Consider the following 13,348-nt stretch of genomic DNA (forward strand, 5'->3'; position numbering starts at 1 on the left):
ACACCGACTCAGCGCAACAGCAGGAGCGGCGTGGTGGTCGAGCGAATCATGCTAGTGGTGGTGCTGCCAACGAGGAACTGACGAATCCGCGAGTGCCCGTAAGCGCCCATCACCAGCAGGCCGATACCGTGCTCGGCCTGGTAGGCATGCAGGGTGGGTTCGACTTCGCCGCCACGAATCGCGATCTGTACCTCGAAGCCTGCTGCCGACAGGGCATCACGGGCCGCATCGAGCAGCGCGCGGTTGTCACCGGTGTCCTCGCCGACCATCACCAGATGGATCGGTATGCCTTTGAACAGCGGGCTGGAGGCCAGCATTTCCACACCTTTGCGGGAAGTGGCGCTGCCATCAAACGCGAGCATGACGCTTGTCGGCACGGCAAAGCTGGCCGGGGTGACCAGGATCGGCCGGTGCAGCGTGCGAATCACGCTTTCCAACTGGCTGCCAATCAGCTGCAGGTCGGTGCCGCTGTCCTCGCCCTGCTTGCCGATCACCAGCAGCCGGGTGTCGGATTCCAGCTCGCGCAGGCTTTCCACCAGATCGCCGTGCCGTTGCCGCACCTCCGGCTGCACCACCCCGGCAGTCAGGACGCGCTGCTTCGCTGAGTCGAGCATCATCCGGCCTTCTTCGAGCGCCAGCTTGCTGCGCTTTTCGTCCAGTGCGGCGAGCTCTTCGAGCAGGTATTCGCGGCTACCGAGACCGATGATGCCGCTGAGGTTGCCGGCGGCCGGGTACTGCTGCTGGTCGAGGACATGCAACAGAGTCAGCGGTGCATCCAGCTGCAGACTGGCCCAGGCGGCGCAATCACAGACGGCCGCAGCCTGAGGGGAACCGTCGATGCAGGCCAATACGTTGTTCATTGTTGTGCTCCTGGTCAGTGGCTCATCAGATCGTCGATGGCTTCGGGTTTGTCGTGCACCCCGAAACGGTCGACGATGGTTGCGCTGGCTTGGTTCAACCCCAGCACTTCGACCTCGGTGCCTTCACGGCGAAGCTTGACGACGACCTTGTCGAGCGCCGCAACGGCGGTGATGTCCCAGAAATGAGCATGGGTCAGGTCGATGATGACGCTCGAGAGCGCTTCCTTGAAGTCGAAAGCGGACGTGAATTTGTCGGACGAGCTGAAGAACACCTGGCCGACCACACGGTAGGTGCGGCGGTTGCCTTCGGCGTCCAGCTCCGAACCGATATGCAGGTAATGGCCGACCTTGTTGGCAAAAAACAGCGCCGCCAGCAGCACACCGGCCAGCACGCCGAACGCCAGGTTGTGGGTAAAGACCACCACCACTACGGTGACCACCATGACGATGTTGGTCGACAGCGGATAGCGCTTGAGATTACGCAGCGAATCCCAGCTGAAGGTGCCGATGGAAACCATGATCATCACCGCGACCAGCGCGGCCATGGGGATCTGGCCGACCCAGTCACTGAGAAACACCACCATCAGCAAGAGCACGACACCGGCAATCAGCGTCGACAACCGCGTGCGGCCGCCGGATTTCACGTTGATCACCGATTGGCCGATCATCGCGCAACCGGCCATGCCGCCGAACATGCCGGACACGATGTTGGCGACACCCTGGCCCTTGCACTCGCGGTTCTTGTCGCTGCCGGTATCGGTCAGGTCATCGACGATGGTCGCCGTCATCAGCGACTCCAGCAGACCGACCACAGCCAGGGCCGCGGAGTAAGGGAAGATGATTGCCAGCGTCTCGAAATTCAGCGGCACTTGCGGCCAGAGGAAGATCGGCAGGGTGTCAGGCAGCTCGCCCATGTCGGCGACAGTGCGGATATCCAGCCCCAGGTACATGGCGACGGCGGTCAGAGACAGGATGCAGACCAGCGGCGACGGAATGACCCGGCCAATCTTCGGCACATAGGGGAATAGGTAGATGATGCCCAGCCCCGCCGCGGTCATGGCATAGACGTGCCAGGTGACACCTGTCAGTTCCGGAAGCTGGGCCATAAAGATCAGTATCGCCAGGGCGTTGACGAAGCCAGTGACCACCGAGCGCGAAACGAAGCGCATCAGCGAACCGAGACGCAGGTAACCGGCGCCGATCTGCAACAGGCCGCAAAGCAGCGTCGCCGCCAGCAGGTATTGCAGGCCGTGCTCGCGCACCAGCGTCACCATCAGCAGCGCCATGGCACCGGTGGCGGCGGAAATCATCCCCGGTCGGCCTCCGACGAAGGCGATCACCACGGCAATACAGAAGGAGGCGTAGAGGCCGACACGCGGGTCGACCCCGGCGATGATGGAGAAGGCAATCGCCTCTGGAATCAGCGCCAGGGCAACGACGAGGCCGGCGAGCACGTCGCCGCGGATATTGCAGAACCAGTTTTGTTTGAGCGAATGAAGCATGGTGAATTCCGGAGCAAAGGCATCACCGGCAGACCGGAGGCGGCACGCGGTTGATACAAGGCTAGTTTCTGGATTTGAACAGGGTGCAATTGCGTGCATGAATGCGACGCGCAGGCTACCGACCGCCTGTATGGCAAGGTGGTCGCGCTGGGGTGACGACAGGCGCTAAGGCGGAGTGGGCAGCCGGATCATGCGAAGAGACAGACTCGATTTAGGGCTCAGATCGCTCGAAGCCGCTTGAAACAGGCCGCGGATGATAGCGCAGCAAGCCCCCTGGCGCGACCCAAAGGGGCAGCCCAGGCGCCGCCGGCTGTCATGCCAGAGGCGGCCGAGACGCCGGTTTGTGCTCGCCCAGACAGGCGTCAGGCCTACCGCCAGAAGTCGTCGAGATTGTTGAAGCCCCACTGCGCCGGATCCTCGCGCCCGACGATGCGGTCGTTGGCGTTGCGACGCGAAAGGTCCAGGTCCAGCTGCTGAATCGGCGTTTTGGCTTTGGCTGAAAAGAACACCCGGACCAGCGGTTCGGTGAGCTTTTCCGGGTGCTGATCGATCACCACGCCGAGCCGGCCAGACTCCAGACGCACCAGGGAACCGAGCGGATAGATACCCACCGAGCGCACGAAGGCATGAAATATCTGGGTATCGAAGTGGCCGGTCCACTGCGCCATGCGGGCCAGCGATTCAGCCGGATTCCAGGCTTTCTTGTAGGGACGGTTGGAGGTGATGGCGTCATACACATCGCACACCGCGCCCATTCGCGCGAACAGGCTGATGTTCTCGCCGGCCAGCCGGAACGGGTAGCCGCTGCCATCGAACTTCTCGTGATGATGCAGGCAGACGTCCAGCGCCGAGGCCGGCAGCGACCCCGCCGCGAGCAGCAGCGCATGCCCCCGCTCGGGATGGCTGCGCATGACGGCGAACTCGGCATCGGTCAGCGCGCCTGGTTTGTTGAGTACCTCTGTCGGCATGACCATCTTGCCGACATCGTGCAGCAGCCCGGCCAGCCCGGCCTCGCTCACGGCGTTCTCGTCGAGGCCCAGCTGCCGGGCCAGGGACACCATCAAGGCACAAACGGCGACCGAGTGCAGGTAGGTGTACTCGTCCTTGTGCTTGAGCCGCGCCAGGCCGATCAGTGCGGAGCTGTTGCGCGCCAACGAGTCGCTGATATCCGCGACCAGCGGCAGACAACTCTCGACACTGATGGCATTGCCCAGTCGCGCCTCGTTGAACAGCTCAGTGATCGCCTTCTTTGAGCGACTGAGCACGCGAGCGGCACGCTGCAGTTCGTCGCGCGCACTGCACCGCGCAACAGCTGGAGCGCGCGGGTCCTCAGGCGGAGGAACCGAAGCCGGCGTTGACAGCACAACCGCCTGGTCGGCCACGTCGACGCCCTTGCTGATGTTGATCCAGACGCCCGTCAGCCCGCTCTGGCGCAGGCGCTGAAGGTCTTCAGGGTCATCGATGATGAACTTGTTTTTCCAGAACGGATGCGCCAGCCAGCTGCCTTCGATGGCATGGAGATACATGCCTAAACGCACCGCATCAGTAGGAATTTTCTTCAGCATGGGCGCCTCGAGACGACAAGGGTTGGTCGAGCTGATCTCGTTGTAACCTGGCGTCCCTGCTGGCCGGCCCATTGTTTCGGGCGGCAATGGCGCTAAAGTGCCACCATCCAGCCGTACTTGTACATTAGTCGAAAGATGTACACGTCTTGGAATCCGACGCGCGGCCTGCTTTACCATGCGATTCCGCTATCGCGAGCCGATCATGATTGCCCTGTCCAGCCGCTACCGCGTCGCCCTCATCATCTCGCTGATTCTGGCCGGCCTGCTGCTGAGCATGTACTGGGCTGGGCGCATCGCCGAGCAACGCGCCTGGACCGAGCGCAGCCAGGAGGCCGCCGGCCAGCTCGAACTCTACGCCCAGGCGATCCATACCCAGGTGCAGCGCTTCCGTTCGGTTCCGGCGCTGCTGGCGCTCGACAGCGATATCCAGACATTGCTGAACAACCCCGGCGATCAGGCCCTGCGCGAACAGCTCAACCACCGATTGGAAGAGCAGAACCAGGCTGCCGGCTCCTCGGTGCTCTACCTGCTCGACCGCCATGGCGAAACCCTGGCAGCCAGCAACTGGCGCGACTGGAGCAGTTTCGTCGGCAACAACTACGCCTTCCGGCCCTATTTCATCGATGCGGTAGCGAACGACTCGGGTCGTTACTTCGCGGTCGGCGTGACCACCGGCATCCCCGGGTATTTCCTCTCCAGCTCGGTCAAAAATGCCGCGGGCGAGGTGATCGGCGTGCTGGTGGTGAAGCTCGAACTCGAAGACATGCAGCGTGAATGGGTCGGGCAGTCCGGCATCCTGCTGATCTCCGACTCACTGGACATCGTCATCCTGACCAACCGCCCAGCCTGGCGCTTCCGCTACCTGCGCCCGCTGAGCGAGGCGGTACGCGACCGCCTCGTCGCGGTCCGCCGCTACGCCGAACAGAATCTGCAGCCGTTGACGAGCCAGAACCTGCAGCAGATCGACGAGAACAGCGAGCGGCGCCTGGTCGACGGGCCCGATGGCCGCCGCGACTACCTCTGGCAACGTCTGGAACTGCCCGAGGAAGACTGGACCCTGCACCTGCTGCAGGAGCCGCAGCTGGTAGCCGCCAACGTCCGCAGCTACCGCCTGGCCGCGGCCGGCGTCTGGATGACGCTCGCGTTCCTGCTGCTGTACCTGGCCCAACGGCGCAAGACCCGCCGCGTGGAACGCCGCAGCCGCAACGAGCTGGAGCGTCTGGTAGAAGAGCGCACCCGCGAGCTGAACACCGCGCAGGATGAACTGGTGCATGCCGCGCGCATGGCCGCGCTGGGGCAGATGTCCGCCGCCCTCGCCCACGAGATCAACCAGCCCCTGACCGCCCTGCGCATGCAGCTGGCCAGTCAGCGGTTGTTGCTCGACAGCGGCCGCACCGACGCCGTGCGCGAAGGCATCGGCCAGGTTGAAGGCCTCCTCGAGCGCATGGCGGCGCTGACCAGTCACCTGAAAACCTTCGCTCGCAAGAGCCCCGCCGGGCTGCGCCAGCGTTTGAGCCTGGCCGAGGTCTTGGACCAGGCGCTGCAGCTGCTCGCCCCGCGCATTCGCAGCGAAGGGGTTGCGGTGATGTGTCAGATGCCGCACCAGGCCTGGGTCAGTGGCGATGCGATTCGCCTGGAGCAGGTGCTGATCAACCTGCTGACCAACGCCCTGGACGCCATGTGGAACGCCGAGACCAAAGCGCTGCGCATCCTCTGCCAGCCAGAAGGCGACGGCTGGACGCTGAGCGTTGCCGACAGCGGTGGCGGCATCGCCGAGGAACATCTGGATCAGGTGTTCGAGCCCTTTTTCACCACCAAGCCGGTTGGCCAGGGGCTCGGCCTCGGGCTTGCCGTTTCCTACGGCATCGTGCGCGACCTTGGCGGCAGCCTCAGCGTGCACAACGATGCGCAGGGCGCGGTGTTCGAACTGCATATGCCAGCGGCCGAATCGCCCGGCGCCGAGTAGACTGGCCACTCGCAGGAGGAGTGACAGATGAGCGGTCAGGTGATTTTCATCGATGACGAAGCGGCAATCCGCCAGGCGGTGCAGCAGTGGCTGGAGCTGTCCGGCTTCAGCGTGCAAACCTGCGCCCGTGCCCACGAAGCGCTGGCTATCGTCGACCGGGGCTTTCCCGGCGTGCTGATCAGCGACGTGCGGATGCCGGACCTTGACGGCCTCGGCCTGCTGGAAAAGCTGGTGACGCTGGACCCGGAGCTACCAGTGATCATGGTGACCGGCCATGGCGATGTGCCGATGGCGGTGCAGGCGCTACGCCAGGGCGCCTACGATTTCATCGAGAAACCCTTCACCCCGGAACGCCTGCTCGACAGCGTGCGCCGCGCCCAGGACAAGCGCCGGCTGGTCTGCGAAAACCGTCAGCTGCGCGAGCAGTTCACCCGCAAAGGCCGCATCGAATCGATGCTGCTGGGCGTCTCGCGGACAATGGAGAACCTTCGCCGTCAGGTACTGGAACTGGCCGGCACCGACGTCAACGTCTTGATTCGCGGCGACACCGGCAGCGGCAAGGAGCAGGTCGCGCGCTGCCTGCATGATTTCAGCCCGCGGGCACGCAACCCTTTCGTTGCTCTCAATTGTGCGGCGATTCCGGAAACCATCTTCGAAAGCGAGCTGTTCGGCCATGAGAGCGGCGCGTTCACCGGCGCCCAGGGCAAACGCATCGGCCGCATCGAACATGCCCACGGTGGCACCCTGTTTCTCGACGAGATCGAGAGCATGCCGCTGGCTCAGCAGGTCAAACTGCTGCGCGTGTTGCAGGAAAAGACCCTGGAGCGGCTGGGCTCGAACCGCAGTATCGAGGTCGACCTGCGGGTGATCAGCGCCGCCAAACCGGATTTGCTGGAAGAGGTACGCGGCGGGCGCTTCCGTGAGGACCTGCTGTACCGCCTGAACGTCGCCGAATTGCACATTCCGCCGCTGCGAGACCGACGCGAGGATATCCCGCTGTTGTTCGATCACTTCGCCACCCAGGCCGCGCAACGCCACGGCCGAGATCCGCTGCCGGCCAGCCCGGCCGAGCTGGCGCAGCTGCTCAGCCACGACTGGCCGGGAAACGTCCGCGAACTGATCAACGCCGCCGAACGCCATGCCCTGGGCCTGACCCCGCCTGCACCCGCCACGGCCCCAACCGCCGTCGCCGGCACCTCACTGGCCGACCAGATGGAAGCCTTCGAAGCCCAGTGCCTGCACAGCGCCCTGCAACAGCACAAAGGCAACATCAGCGAAGTCATGGCGCAACTGCAACTGCCCCGCCGCACCCTCAACGAAAAGATGCAACGCCACGGGCTGAGCCGCAGCGACTACCTGCCGGCGGATAGCCACGACAGCTGATCCCGCACCCGGGACCCTGCTTAGCGAATGTGGTGGGAGTGTCGATACAGGGCGATTGATCGTGGCGATAACCGCGGACTCATGAAGATCCCTAGCGCTGCTTCGGGAGCGTCATCCTTGTAGGAGCGAGCTTGCTCACGATCGCTTTCAAGCCTTGCGCTGCGCGGCATCCAGCTCATCCAGGCGCTGCTGCAGGAAGCGCTTTTCCGGCTCCAGCTGAGCCAGGCCCAACGCGGTTCGGTAGGCCTCGCGGGCTTCGTCCAGGCGGCCCAGTCGACGGCAGAAGTCAGCGCGGGCGGAGTGCAGCAGGTGGTAATCGCGCAGTTCGCCGCGGGCCAGTAATGCGTCGATGGTAGCCAGCCCGACCTCGGCGCCATCACGCATCGCCAGGGCTACCGCGCGGTTGAGTTCGATGACCGGCGATGGGCTGATGCGCAGCAACAGGTCGTAAAGCCCGACGATTTGCGCCCAATCAGTCTGCGCAGCACTGTGCGCCTCGGCATGCACGGCAACGATGGCGGCCTGCACGGTGTAAGGGCCGAAGCGCCTGGAGGCGAGCGCCCGCTCTACCAGCGCGGCGCCTTCAACAATCTGCGCCTGATTCCAGCGGCTGCGGTCCTGCTCGTCGAGGCGCACCAGCTCGCCCGCCTCATCGGTACGCGCGGCGCGGCGGGAGTCATGCAGCAGCATCAGGGCCAGCAACCCCATCAGCTCAGGATCGGGCAACAGCTCAAGCAGCAGACGCCCGAGACGGATAGCCTCGGCGCAGAGGTCGGCACGGGTCAGCTCGCTGCCGCCGGAGGCGGAATAGCCTTCATTGAAAACCAGGTAGATCACCCGCTTCACGTTATCCAGCCGAGCCGGCAGCTCTTCGTGTGTGGGTACTCGGTAGGGAATGCCCGTGTCGCGAATCTTCTGCTTGGCGCGGACGATGCGTTGGGCAATGGTGCTGGGTGAGGCGAGAAAGGCTCGGGCAATCTCTTCGGTCTTGAGATCGCAGACTTCGCGCAGCGTCAGCGCCACCTGCGCATCGGCCGGTAACGCCGGGTGGCAGCAGGTGAAGATCAGCCGCAGGCGGTCGTCTTCGAGGTCTTCACGCTCCCATTCGAGCTCGTTGTGGCTGTCCAGCTGATCGGCCAGCAGGCTCAGCGATGCATCGAAACGTGCCCGCCGGCGCAGCCCGTCGATGGCCTTGAAGCGACCAGCCGAGACCAGCCAGGCACGAGGATTGGAAGGCAGACCGTCACGCGGCCACTGCTGCACCGCCGCGATAAAGGCGTCATGCAGGGCTTCCTCGGCCAGCTCGAAATCGCCCAACAGGCGAATCAGCGTCGCCAACACCCGCCGCGACTGCGTGCGGTACAGGGTGTCGATTTCGGCCAGCGTCGGTCCAGCACCGATGTGCTCGGTCGAGGGCGGCCTGCCCCGCTCAGGCATCGATCAACGATCAGGTAACTGGCGCAACGGGCGAACTTCAATGCTGCCCAGCTGCGCGGGTGGGATCTTCGCCGCCAGGTGCAGCGCTTCATCCAGATCCTGCGCTTCGATCAGATAGAAGCCTGCCAGTTGCTCGCGGGTTTCGGCGAACGGGCCGTCGACGACCGACACCGCGCCCTCACGAACCCGTACGGTTTTGGCAGTACGCACTGATTGCAGCGGCTCGCCGGCCAGGAACTGGCCGCTTTCCTTCAGCCGCTCACTGTTGGCAACGCATTGCTCGACCAGCGCCGCCCACTGCTCGTCAGTCATTGAATCCACACGCTGCTCGTCGTAATAGATCAGGCACAGGTATTTCATGTCCTTCTCCGGTAGCGCCCGCCGGCTGCCGCGCGGGCAGCGACGGGACGAAGGGGTCGATCAGCTGGCGATGCCAGCCCGAGGTTCGGGTTCAATGCCGAAGTTGACCTGCCCACTGGCCATGTCGAATGGCATCGAGAAATGCTCATGGACGACCTTCCAGTCGCCGTCCTGCCGACGCCAGCAACGGCTGCCGCGCATCCATCCGGACTGCATGTCGCCTTTTTCATCGGTGCCGCCGCAATGGCTCAGGAAATGACTATAGGCCACGTCTCCGCTGACGTTGATTTCGAGCTCACTGATTTCGAAATAGCCCTCGCCCTGGCAAAAATCAAAGCAGTTCTGCCAGTGCTGGCGGTACGCGTCGGCGCCCTTGAATTGCAGTGGACCGACCGCATCGAAGGCCCGTACGTCTGCGGCGTACTGCGCCATGATGGTGTCCAGATCCTTGCGCACAGTGGCCTTTTCGAAGGTTTCGGTGAGTTGGCGAATCCGGGTTTCGTCCTGCGTTTGGCTGGGGCTGTTCATCTCGCTGTCCTCTTGGTTGATGATTCGGCTCAATCACACTCGCGGCGTATCAAGGCGGCGCCCGTGCCCCCAGCGCACGCACCTCGACGCTGCCCAGCCGTGCCGCCGGCAGGCGCGCGGCCAGACGGATCGCATCATTGAGGTCCTGGGTCTCGAACAGATAGATCGCCGCGGGCTGCTCGGAGCCGTCGCGCACCGGCCCGTCGCGCAGGAGCAGGCGGTCGCCCTGGCGGCGCAGGGTGGTAGCGCTCAACACCGGCTGCAGCGCTTCAGCGACGATCAGCTCGCCGCTGCGCCGCAGCTGCGCGTGGTACTCACGGCACTCGGCATCGAGCGCGGCGTGAAGGCCTGGCGACAGTGCCGCCACGGCGTCTTCATTCAGGTAGACCAGGCACAAATAGCGCATCGCGGCATCCCCGAGGACGATTGCTGTTTTCTCTGGTCGATCGGCGATGGGAGAAATCGACAATGTCGGGAAAACTTTTTCCGCTTCCGCGCTCCAATCCAGATCAGGGGCGCACGCCCCATCGACATGACGGGAGCAGCCCATGCGCAGTCCATTGCGCGGCCTACTGCGGCGGCAACGCCTCGGCATTGCCGCCGCCCTCTTGGCATTCAGCACCTCGGGAGCAGCAGCACCCATGTATCAAGTATTGATCGGTAGCTACACCAGTGAAGGCAACAGCGAAGGGATCTACCGCATGCAGTTCGATGCCGAAACCGGCCTGATCGAACCACAACCGCTACAGGTCGTACGGACCCACAACCCGTCCTGGCTGACCCTGGACCTGAACCGCAATCGGGTCTATGCGGTGAACGAGAACGGACCGGGACACCCTGACCCGGTGGGACGTGTGAGCGCTTTCATCCTGGCGCCGACCAGCGGCAAGTTATCGGTTCTGGAGCAGCAGATCACCCTGGGCGACGAACCCACCCACCTGAGCCAGAGCCGTGACGGGCGCTACCTGTTCGTCTCCAACTACGGCTCGCGAGCAAACCCGGGTGGCAGCCTAGCGGTGGTGCCGCTGGCCAAGGATGGGACGCTTATGCCGGTCACCCAGATTGCCACGCACAAGGCCAGCGAAATGCACCCGGAGCGCCAGCAATCGGCTCACGTGCACTCGGCAGTGATGTCGCCGAATGGCAAGACCCTGTTCGTCAGCGATCTGGGCGCCGACAAGATCTTCGTCTATCGCTACGACCCGGCCAACGCCGAGCGCCCGCTGTCCCCGGCCGATCCGGCTTTCATCAGCCTGCCGGACGGCAGCGGACCGCGTCATCTGGTGTTCAGCCCGGACGGCAGCCAGGCCTACGCGACGCTGGAGCTGAGCGCTCAGGTGGCGCGCTTCGACCATGTCGACGGCAGCCTGGTGCAGCGTCAGCTGGTGGATCTGGCGGCCGGCGGCGACGTCGGCCAGCATTCGCCCGGCGCCATCCACCCATCGCCGGACGGTCGCTTTCTCTACGTCAGTGACCGCGCCGAGAAGAACCGCATCATGGTCTATGCCATCGAGGAGAACGACACCCTGCGCGAGATCCAGCAGCGCGACAGTGGTGGTCGCGAGCCACGGGAGTTTGCCATCGACCCGAGCGGCCAGTTCATGATCATTGCCAACCAGAAGAGTGATGGACTGGTGGTACTGGCGCGCGACCCCGACAGCGGCAAGCTGGGCGATACCGTGCAAACGCTGCCGATGGGGCGGCCTTCGGATGTGAAATTCATCGATCGCACCGGGCCCTAACAGGCCCGGCGCAGCATCGATCAGGACAGCAGACTGACTACCGCAAAGCGGCTGATGGTCGCTTGGGCTACAACGGTCTGGGTGACCGCCGCGTAGCTGGAAGGACTGCGCTGCATCAGGTTGAACACCGAGCGGGAGAAGTCCATGGCCCACTGTTTCTCATCGGCATGGGCCTGACGGGCAAGAAACTCGCGGATCTCCTGCTGGCGGTTGCTCAGCTGCTCGCGCAAGGAGGTGACCTTGTCGAGCCCGGCGACGACCGAGTCGAGCAGGCGGCGCAGTTCACGGAAGGAGTCGAGCTGCAGCTCTTCGGGGAAGCTCAGCAGTTGCTCGTCCTCGCTTTGCACGCGGACGTATCGGCCTTTGTCGAACAGCTTGCCTTCGCCCTGCACCGCCAGTTGATCCTTGAGCTTTTGCCAGTCGCCTTCGCGGGCGGAAAACATCAGCTCGCCGTTCTGATCCAGTTCGGCGCGGATACCGGCCTGGCCCAGGCTGCCATTGAAACGGCGCAGAATCTGCTCGTCGCTCATCTCGTCGTCGAGCACCACGGCCACCGGTTCGGCCAGTTGCCGTCCGCCGCTGAACAGCAGCGTCTCGCGGCCTGACTGGCGAATCTTGTCCAGCGACTCCAGCCCTTGCAGACTGAAACGGCTGCGCACCGGCTCGGTCAGTCGCAGTTTGAGATTGGCGTCCAGGGAATTGCCGGAGCGCTTGCTGCGCTCTTTGAGCAACTCGCCAACCTGCTGCACGGTCTGCCGAATGCTCTCCTCGCCGTTGGGCTGCGGCGAGCTGATCTGGCGACTGAGGTTGAGCTTGAGTTGCGACAGACGCGTCTGCAGATCGCCGAGGTAGCTGTCGGCCGACTGCATCGAGGACAGTTGCTGATTGAGCTGCAGGCTGAAGCTGGTGTTCTTGCTGGGCGTCGTCTCGGTGTGCGGCGTTTCGGCCGGCGCACCGGCCCGCAGCGGCGCAGGCGCATCCCTCAGCAGCGCCTCGCGGCGTTCCTGTGGGTTGATTGCGGAAACAGCGGGGAGCTGCTTGCCAATCTTCATTCACGCTACCTCGGTCAGAGCATGCCGAACAGCGACAGCCCGTTGATCTTCAAATAGGTTTTCTGCGTCGCCTGCAGCGACAGCTGATAGTTGTTCAGGTCGATGCTGGCCGTGGCGTAATCGAGTTGCGACAGCTCGCCGTCGATTTTCTGGTTTACCAGCGAGACGTCCTCGTTGCTGCTCGACAGCAACGTCAGGGTGTTCTGCCGCCCGCCCAGCTCCGACACTGCACCGAGCAGGTCGCCGTGGGTCTTGTCGAGGCTGTTGAGCGTGGCGCTGATCGAGGCCTGCACCGCTGGGTCGTTGGCGTCCAGCGCCGGATCGGCGAGCATTTTCACCAGGGTGTTGAGGTCGTTGAGCATACCGACGCCGCCACCGAACACCTGCGCAGCGGTGACATTCTCCTCGACCAGTACACCATTGGCGACTGCCGCCTGGCGGTATTGATCGTTGCCGGTCAGCCCGTAGCTCTGGGTGGCGGCGTCGAAGGTAATGGCCGGGCGGTCGCTGAGGGTGCCGGAGAACAGGTAACGACCTTCTTCGTCGCGCACGTTGGCGAAGCTGAGGATGGTCCTTTCCAGATTGCCCATTTCGTTGGCGATGGCGGCCAGGTCTTCACTGGTGTTGCTGCCGTTGGCGGCCCACAGCAGCAGGTCACGCACGTTGAGCATGGTGTCCGACGCCGCCTTGAGGTTGGCTTCCTGCTTGGACAGGTTGCCGGACACGTTGGCGATGTTGGTGCGGTACTGGGTCAGCGTCGCTTCTTCGCGCTGGATGCGCAGCACGCGTACGGCGGAGATCGGGTCATCCGAGGGCATCAACATGCGCTCGCCGGTGGCCATCTGCTGCATCAGCTTGCCGAGCTTCTCGGAGCTGGTGTTCATCGAGCCGTGCATCATGGCGGTGATCTGGGCGTTGGAGATGCGCATGGTGTCTTTCTCGTCAGTCGAACC

Annotated in this window: 12 protein-coding genes; 3 read left to right on the top strand and 9 right to left on the bottom strand. The window is 64.0% G+C overall.

All coding sequences use genetic code 11. From position 1 onward, the window contains the following. Positions 1-8 precede the first annotated feature (8 nt). From ACSSNI_RS15610 to ACSSNI_RS15620, 3 genes are all read right to left on the bottom strand, one after another. The gene (locus tag ACSSNI_RS15610) at positions 9-860 is read right to left on the bottom strand and encodes a universal stress protein (protein WP_200640494.1); all 852 of its coding nucleotides are present in this window, start codon (positions 858-860) and stop codon (positions 9-11) included. 14 nt (positions 861-874) lie between these two features. Continuing rightward, the gene (locus tag ACSSNI_RS15615) at positions 875-2,362 is read right to left on the bottom strand and encodes a SulP family inorganic anion transporter (RefSeq protein WP_102837122.1); all 1,488 of its coding nucleotides are present in this window, start codon (positions 2,360-2,362) and stop codon (positions 875-877) included. Between the two features lie 368 nt (positions 2,363-2,730). Then, positions 2,731-3,927 (bottom strand): HD-GYP domain-containing protein, encoded by a 1,197-nt coding sequence (locus ACSSNI_RS15620; protein WP_200640492.1) that lies wholly within the window; start codon positions 3,925-3,927, stop codon positions 2,731-2,733. Positions 3,928-4,129: 202 nt separating this feature from the next. Here ACSSNI_RS15620 and ACSSNI_RS15625 point away from each other — a divergent pair, with 202 nt between their 5' ends. Together ACSSNI_RS15625 and ACSSNI_RS15630 are read left to right on the top strand one after the other, a co-directional pair. Continuing rightward, the gene (locus tag ACSSNI_RS15625) at positions 4,130-5,893 is read left to right on the top strand and encodes a sensor histidine kinase (protein WP_200640490.1); all 1,764 of its coding nucleotides are present in this window, start codon (positions 4,130-4,132) and stop codon (positions 5,891-5,893) included. Positions 5,894-5,920: 27 nt separating this feature from the next. Beyond that, the gene (locus ACSSNI_RS15630) at positions 5,921-7,276 is read left to right on the top strand and encodes a sigma-54-dependent transcriptional regulator (protein WP_200640488.1); all 1,356 of its coding nucleotides are present in this window, start codon (positions 5,921-5,923) and stop codon (positions 7,274-7,276) included. Positions 7,277-7,423: 147 nt separating this feature from the next. Here ACSSNI_RS15630 and ACSSNI_RS15635 read toward each other — a convergent pair whose 3' ends face one another. Genes ACSSNI_RS15635 through ACSSNI_RS15650 form a run of 4 tightly spaced genes read right to left on the bottom strand, consistent with a single transcriptional unit; the run spans position 7,424 to position 10,151 of the window. Beyond that, entirely contained in the window at positions 7,424-8,713 is a 1,290-nt protein-coding gene (locus ACSSNI_RS15635; protein WP_234484695.1) for an RNA polymerase sigma factor, read from the bottom strand. 3 nt (positions 8,714-8,716) lie between these two features. Continuing rightward, positions 8,717-9,073 (bottom strand): YciI family protein, encoded by a 357-nt coding sequence (locus tag ACSSNI_RS15640; RefSeq protein WP_159969341.1) that lies wholly within the window; start codon positions 9,071-9,073, stop codon positions 8,717-8,719. A gap of 60 nt (positions 9,074-9,133) precedes the next feature. Next, positions 9,134-9,601: a YybH family protein gene (locus ACSSNI_RS15645; RefSeq protein WP_148925851.1), complete on the bottom strand. Its 468-nt coding sequence runs from the start codon at positions 9,599-9,601 to the stop codon at positions 9,134-9,136. Between the two features lie 49 nt (positions 9,602-9,650). After that, a complete protein-coding gene (locus ACSSNI_RS15650) occupies positions 9,651-10,151 on the bottom strand; it encodes a YciI family protein (protein ID WP_234484694.1) in 501 nt (166 codons plus the stop codon). Between ACSSNI_RS15650 and ACSSNI_RS15655 the strand changes: the two genes are divergently transcribed. Next, positions 10,150-11,343 carry a lactonase family protein gene (locus tag ACSSNI_RS15655; RefSeq protein WP_200640486.1) on the top strand — a complete coding sequence of 398 codons (1,194 nt, stop codon included), beginning with the start codon at positions 10,150-10,152 and terminating at the stop codon, positions 11,341-11,343. The two genes, ACSSNI_RS15650 and ACSSNI_RS15655, sit on opposite strands and share 2 nt — an antisense overlap. A 20-nt stretch (positions 11,344-11,363) precedes the next feature. Here the strand turns inward: ACSSNI_RS15655 and ACSSNI_RS15660 are convergent, their stop codons facing one another. Beyond that, a complete protein-coding gene (locus ACSSNI_RS15660; protein WP_148925849.1) occupies positions 11,364-12,395 on the bottom strand; it encodes a hypothetical protein in 1,032 nt (343 codons plus the stop codon). A gap of 14 nt (positions 12,396-12,409) precedes the next feature. Further along, entirely contained in the window at positions 12,410-13,324 is a 915-nt protein-coding gene (flgL, locus tag ACSSNI_RS15665) for a flagellar hook-associated protein FlgL (RefSeq protein WP_148925848.1), read from the bottom strand. Positions 13,325-13,348: the final 24 nt, after the last annotated feature.

Source organism: Stutzerimonas tianxiuensis, from assembly GCF_053470365.1.

Excerpts from the sequence above, each read along its gene's own strand:
- ACSSNI_RS15610 (WP_200640494.1), bottom strand. The coding sequence starts at position 860 with ATGAACAACGTATTGGCCTGCATCGACGGTTCCCCTCAGGCTGCGGCC.
- ACSSNI_RS15615 (WP_102837122.1), bottom strand. The coding sequence starts at position 2,362 with ATGCTTCATTCGCTCAAACAAAACTGGTTCTGCAATATCCGCGGCGAC.
- ACSSNI_RS15620 (WP_200640492.1), bottom strand. The coding sequence starts at position 3,927 with ATGCTGAAGAAAATTCCTACTGATGCGGTGCGTTTAGGCATGTATCTC.
- ACSSNI_RS15625 (WP_200640490.1), top strand. The coding sequence starts at position 4,130 with ATGATTGCCCTGTCCAGCCGCTACCGCGTCGCCCTCATCATCTCGCTG.
- ACSSNI_RS15630 (WP_200640488.1), top strand. The coding sequence starts at position 5,921 with ATGAGCGGTCAGGTGATTTTCATCGATGACGAAGCGGCAATCCGCCAG.
- ACSSNI_RS15635 (WP_234484695.1), bottom strand. The coding sequence starts at position 8,713 with ATGCCTGAGCGGGGCAGGCCGCCCTCGACCGAGCACATCGGTGCTGGA.
- ACSSNI_RS15640 (WP_159969341.1), bottom strand. The coding sequence starts at position 9,073 with ATGAAATACCTGTGCCTGATCTATTACGACGAGCAGCGTGTGGATTCA.
- ACSSNI_RS15645 (WP_148925851.1), bottom strand. The coding sequence starts at position 9,601 with ATGAACAGCCCCAGCCAAACGCAGGACGAAACCCGGATTCGCCAACTC.
- ACSSNI_RS15655 (WP_200640486.1), top strand. The coding sequence starts at position 10,150 with ATGCGCAGTCCATTGCGCGGCCTACTGCGGCGGCAACGCCTCGGCATT.
- ACSSNI_RS15650 (WP_234484694.1), bottom strand. The coding sequence starts at position 10,151 with ATGGGCTGCTCCCGTCATGTCGATGGGGCGTGCGCCCCTGATCTGGAT.
- ACSSNI_RS15660 (WP_148925849.1), bottom strand. The coding sequence starts at position 12,395 with ATGAAGATTGGCAAGCAGCTCCCCGCTGTTTCCGCAATCAACCCACAG.
- flgL (WP_148925848.1), bottom strand. The coding sequence starts at position 13,324 with ATGCGCATCTCCAACGCCCAGATCACCGCCATGATGCACGGCTCGATG.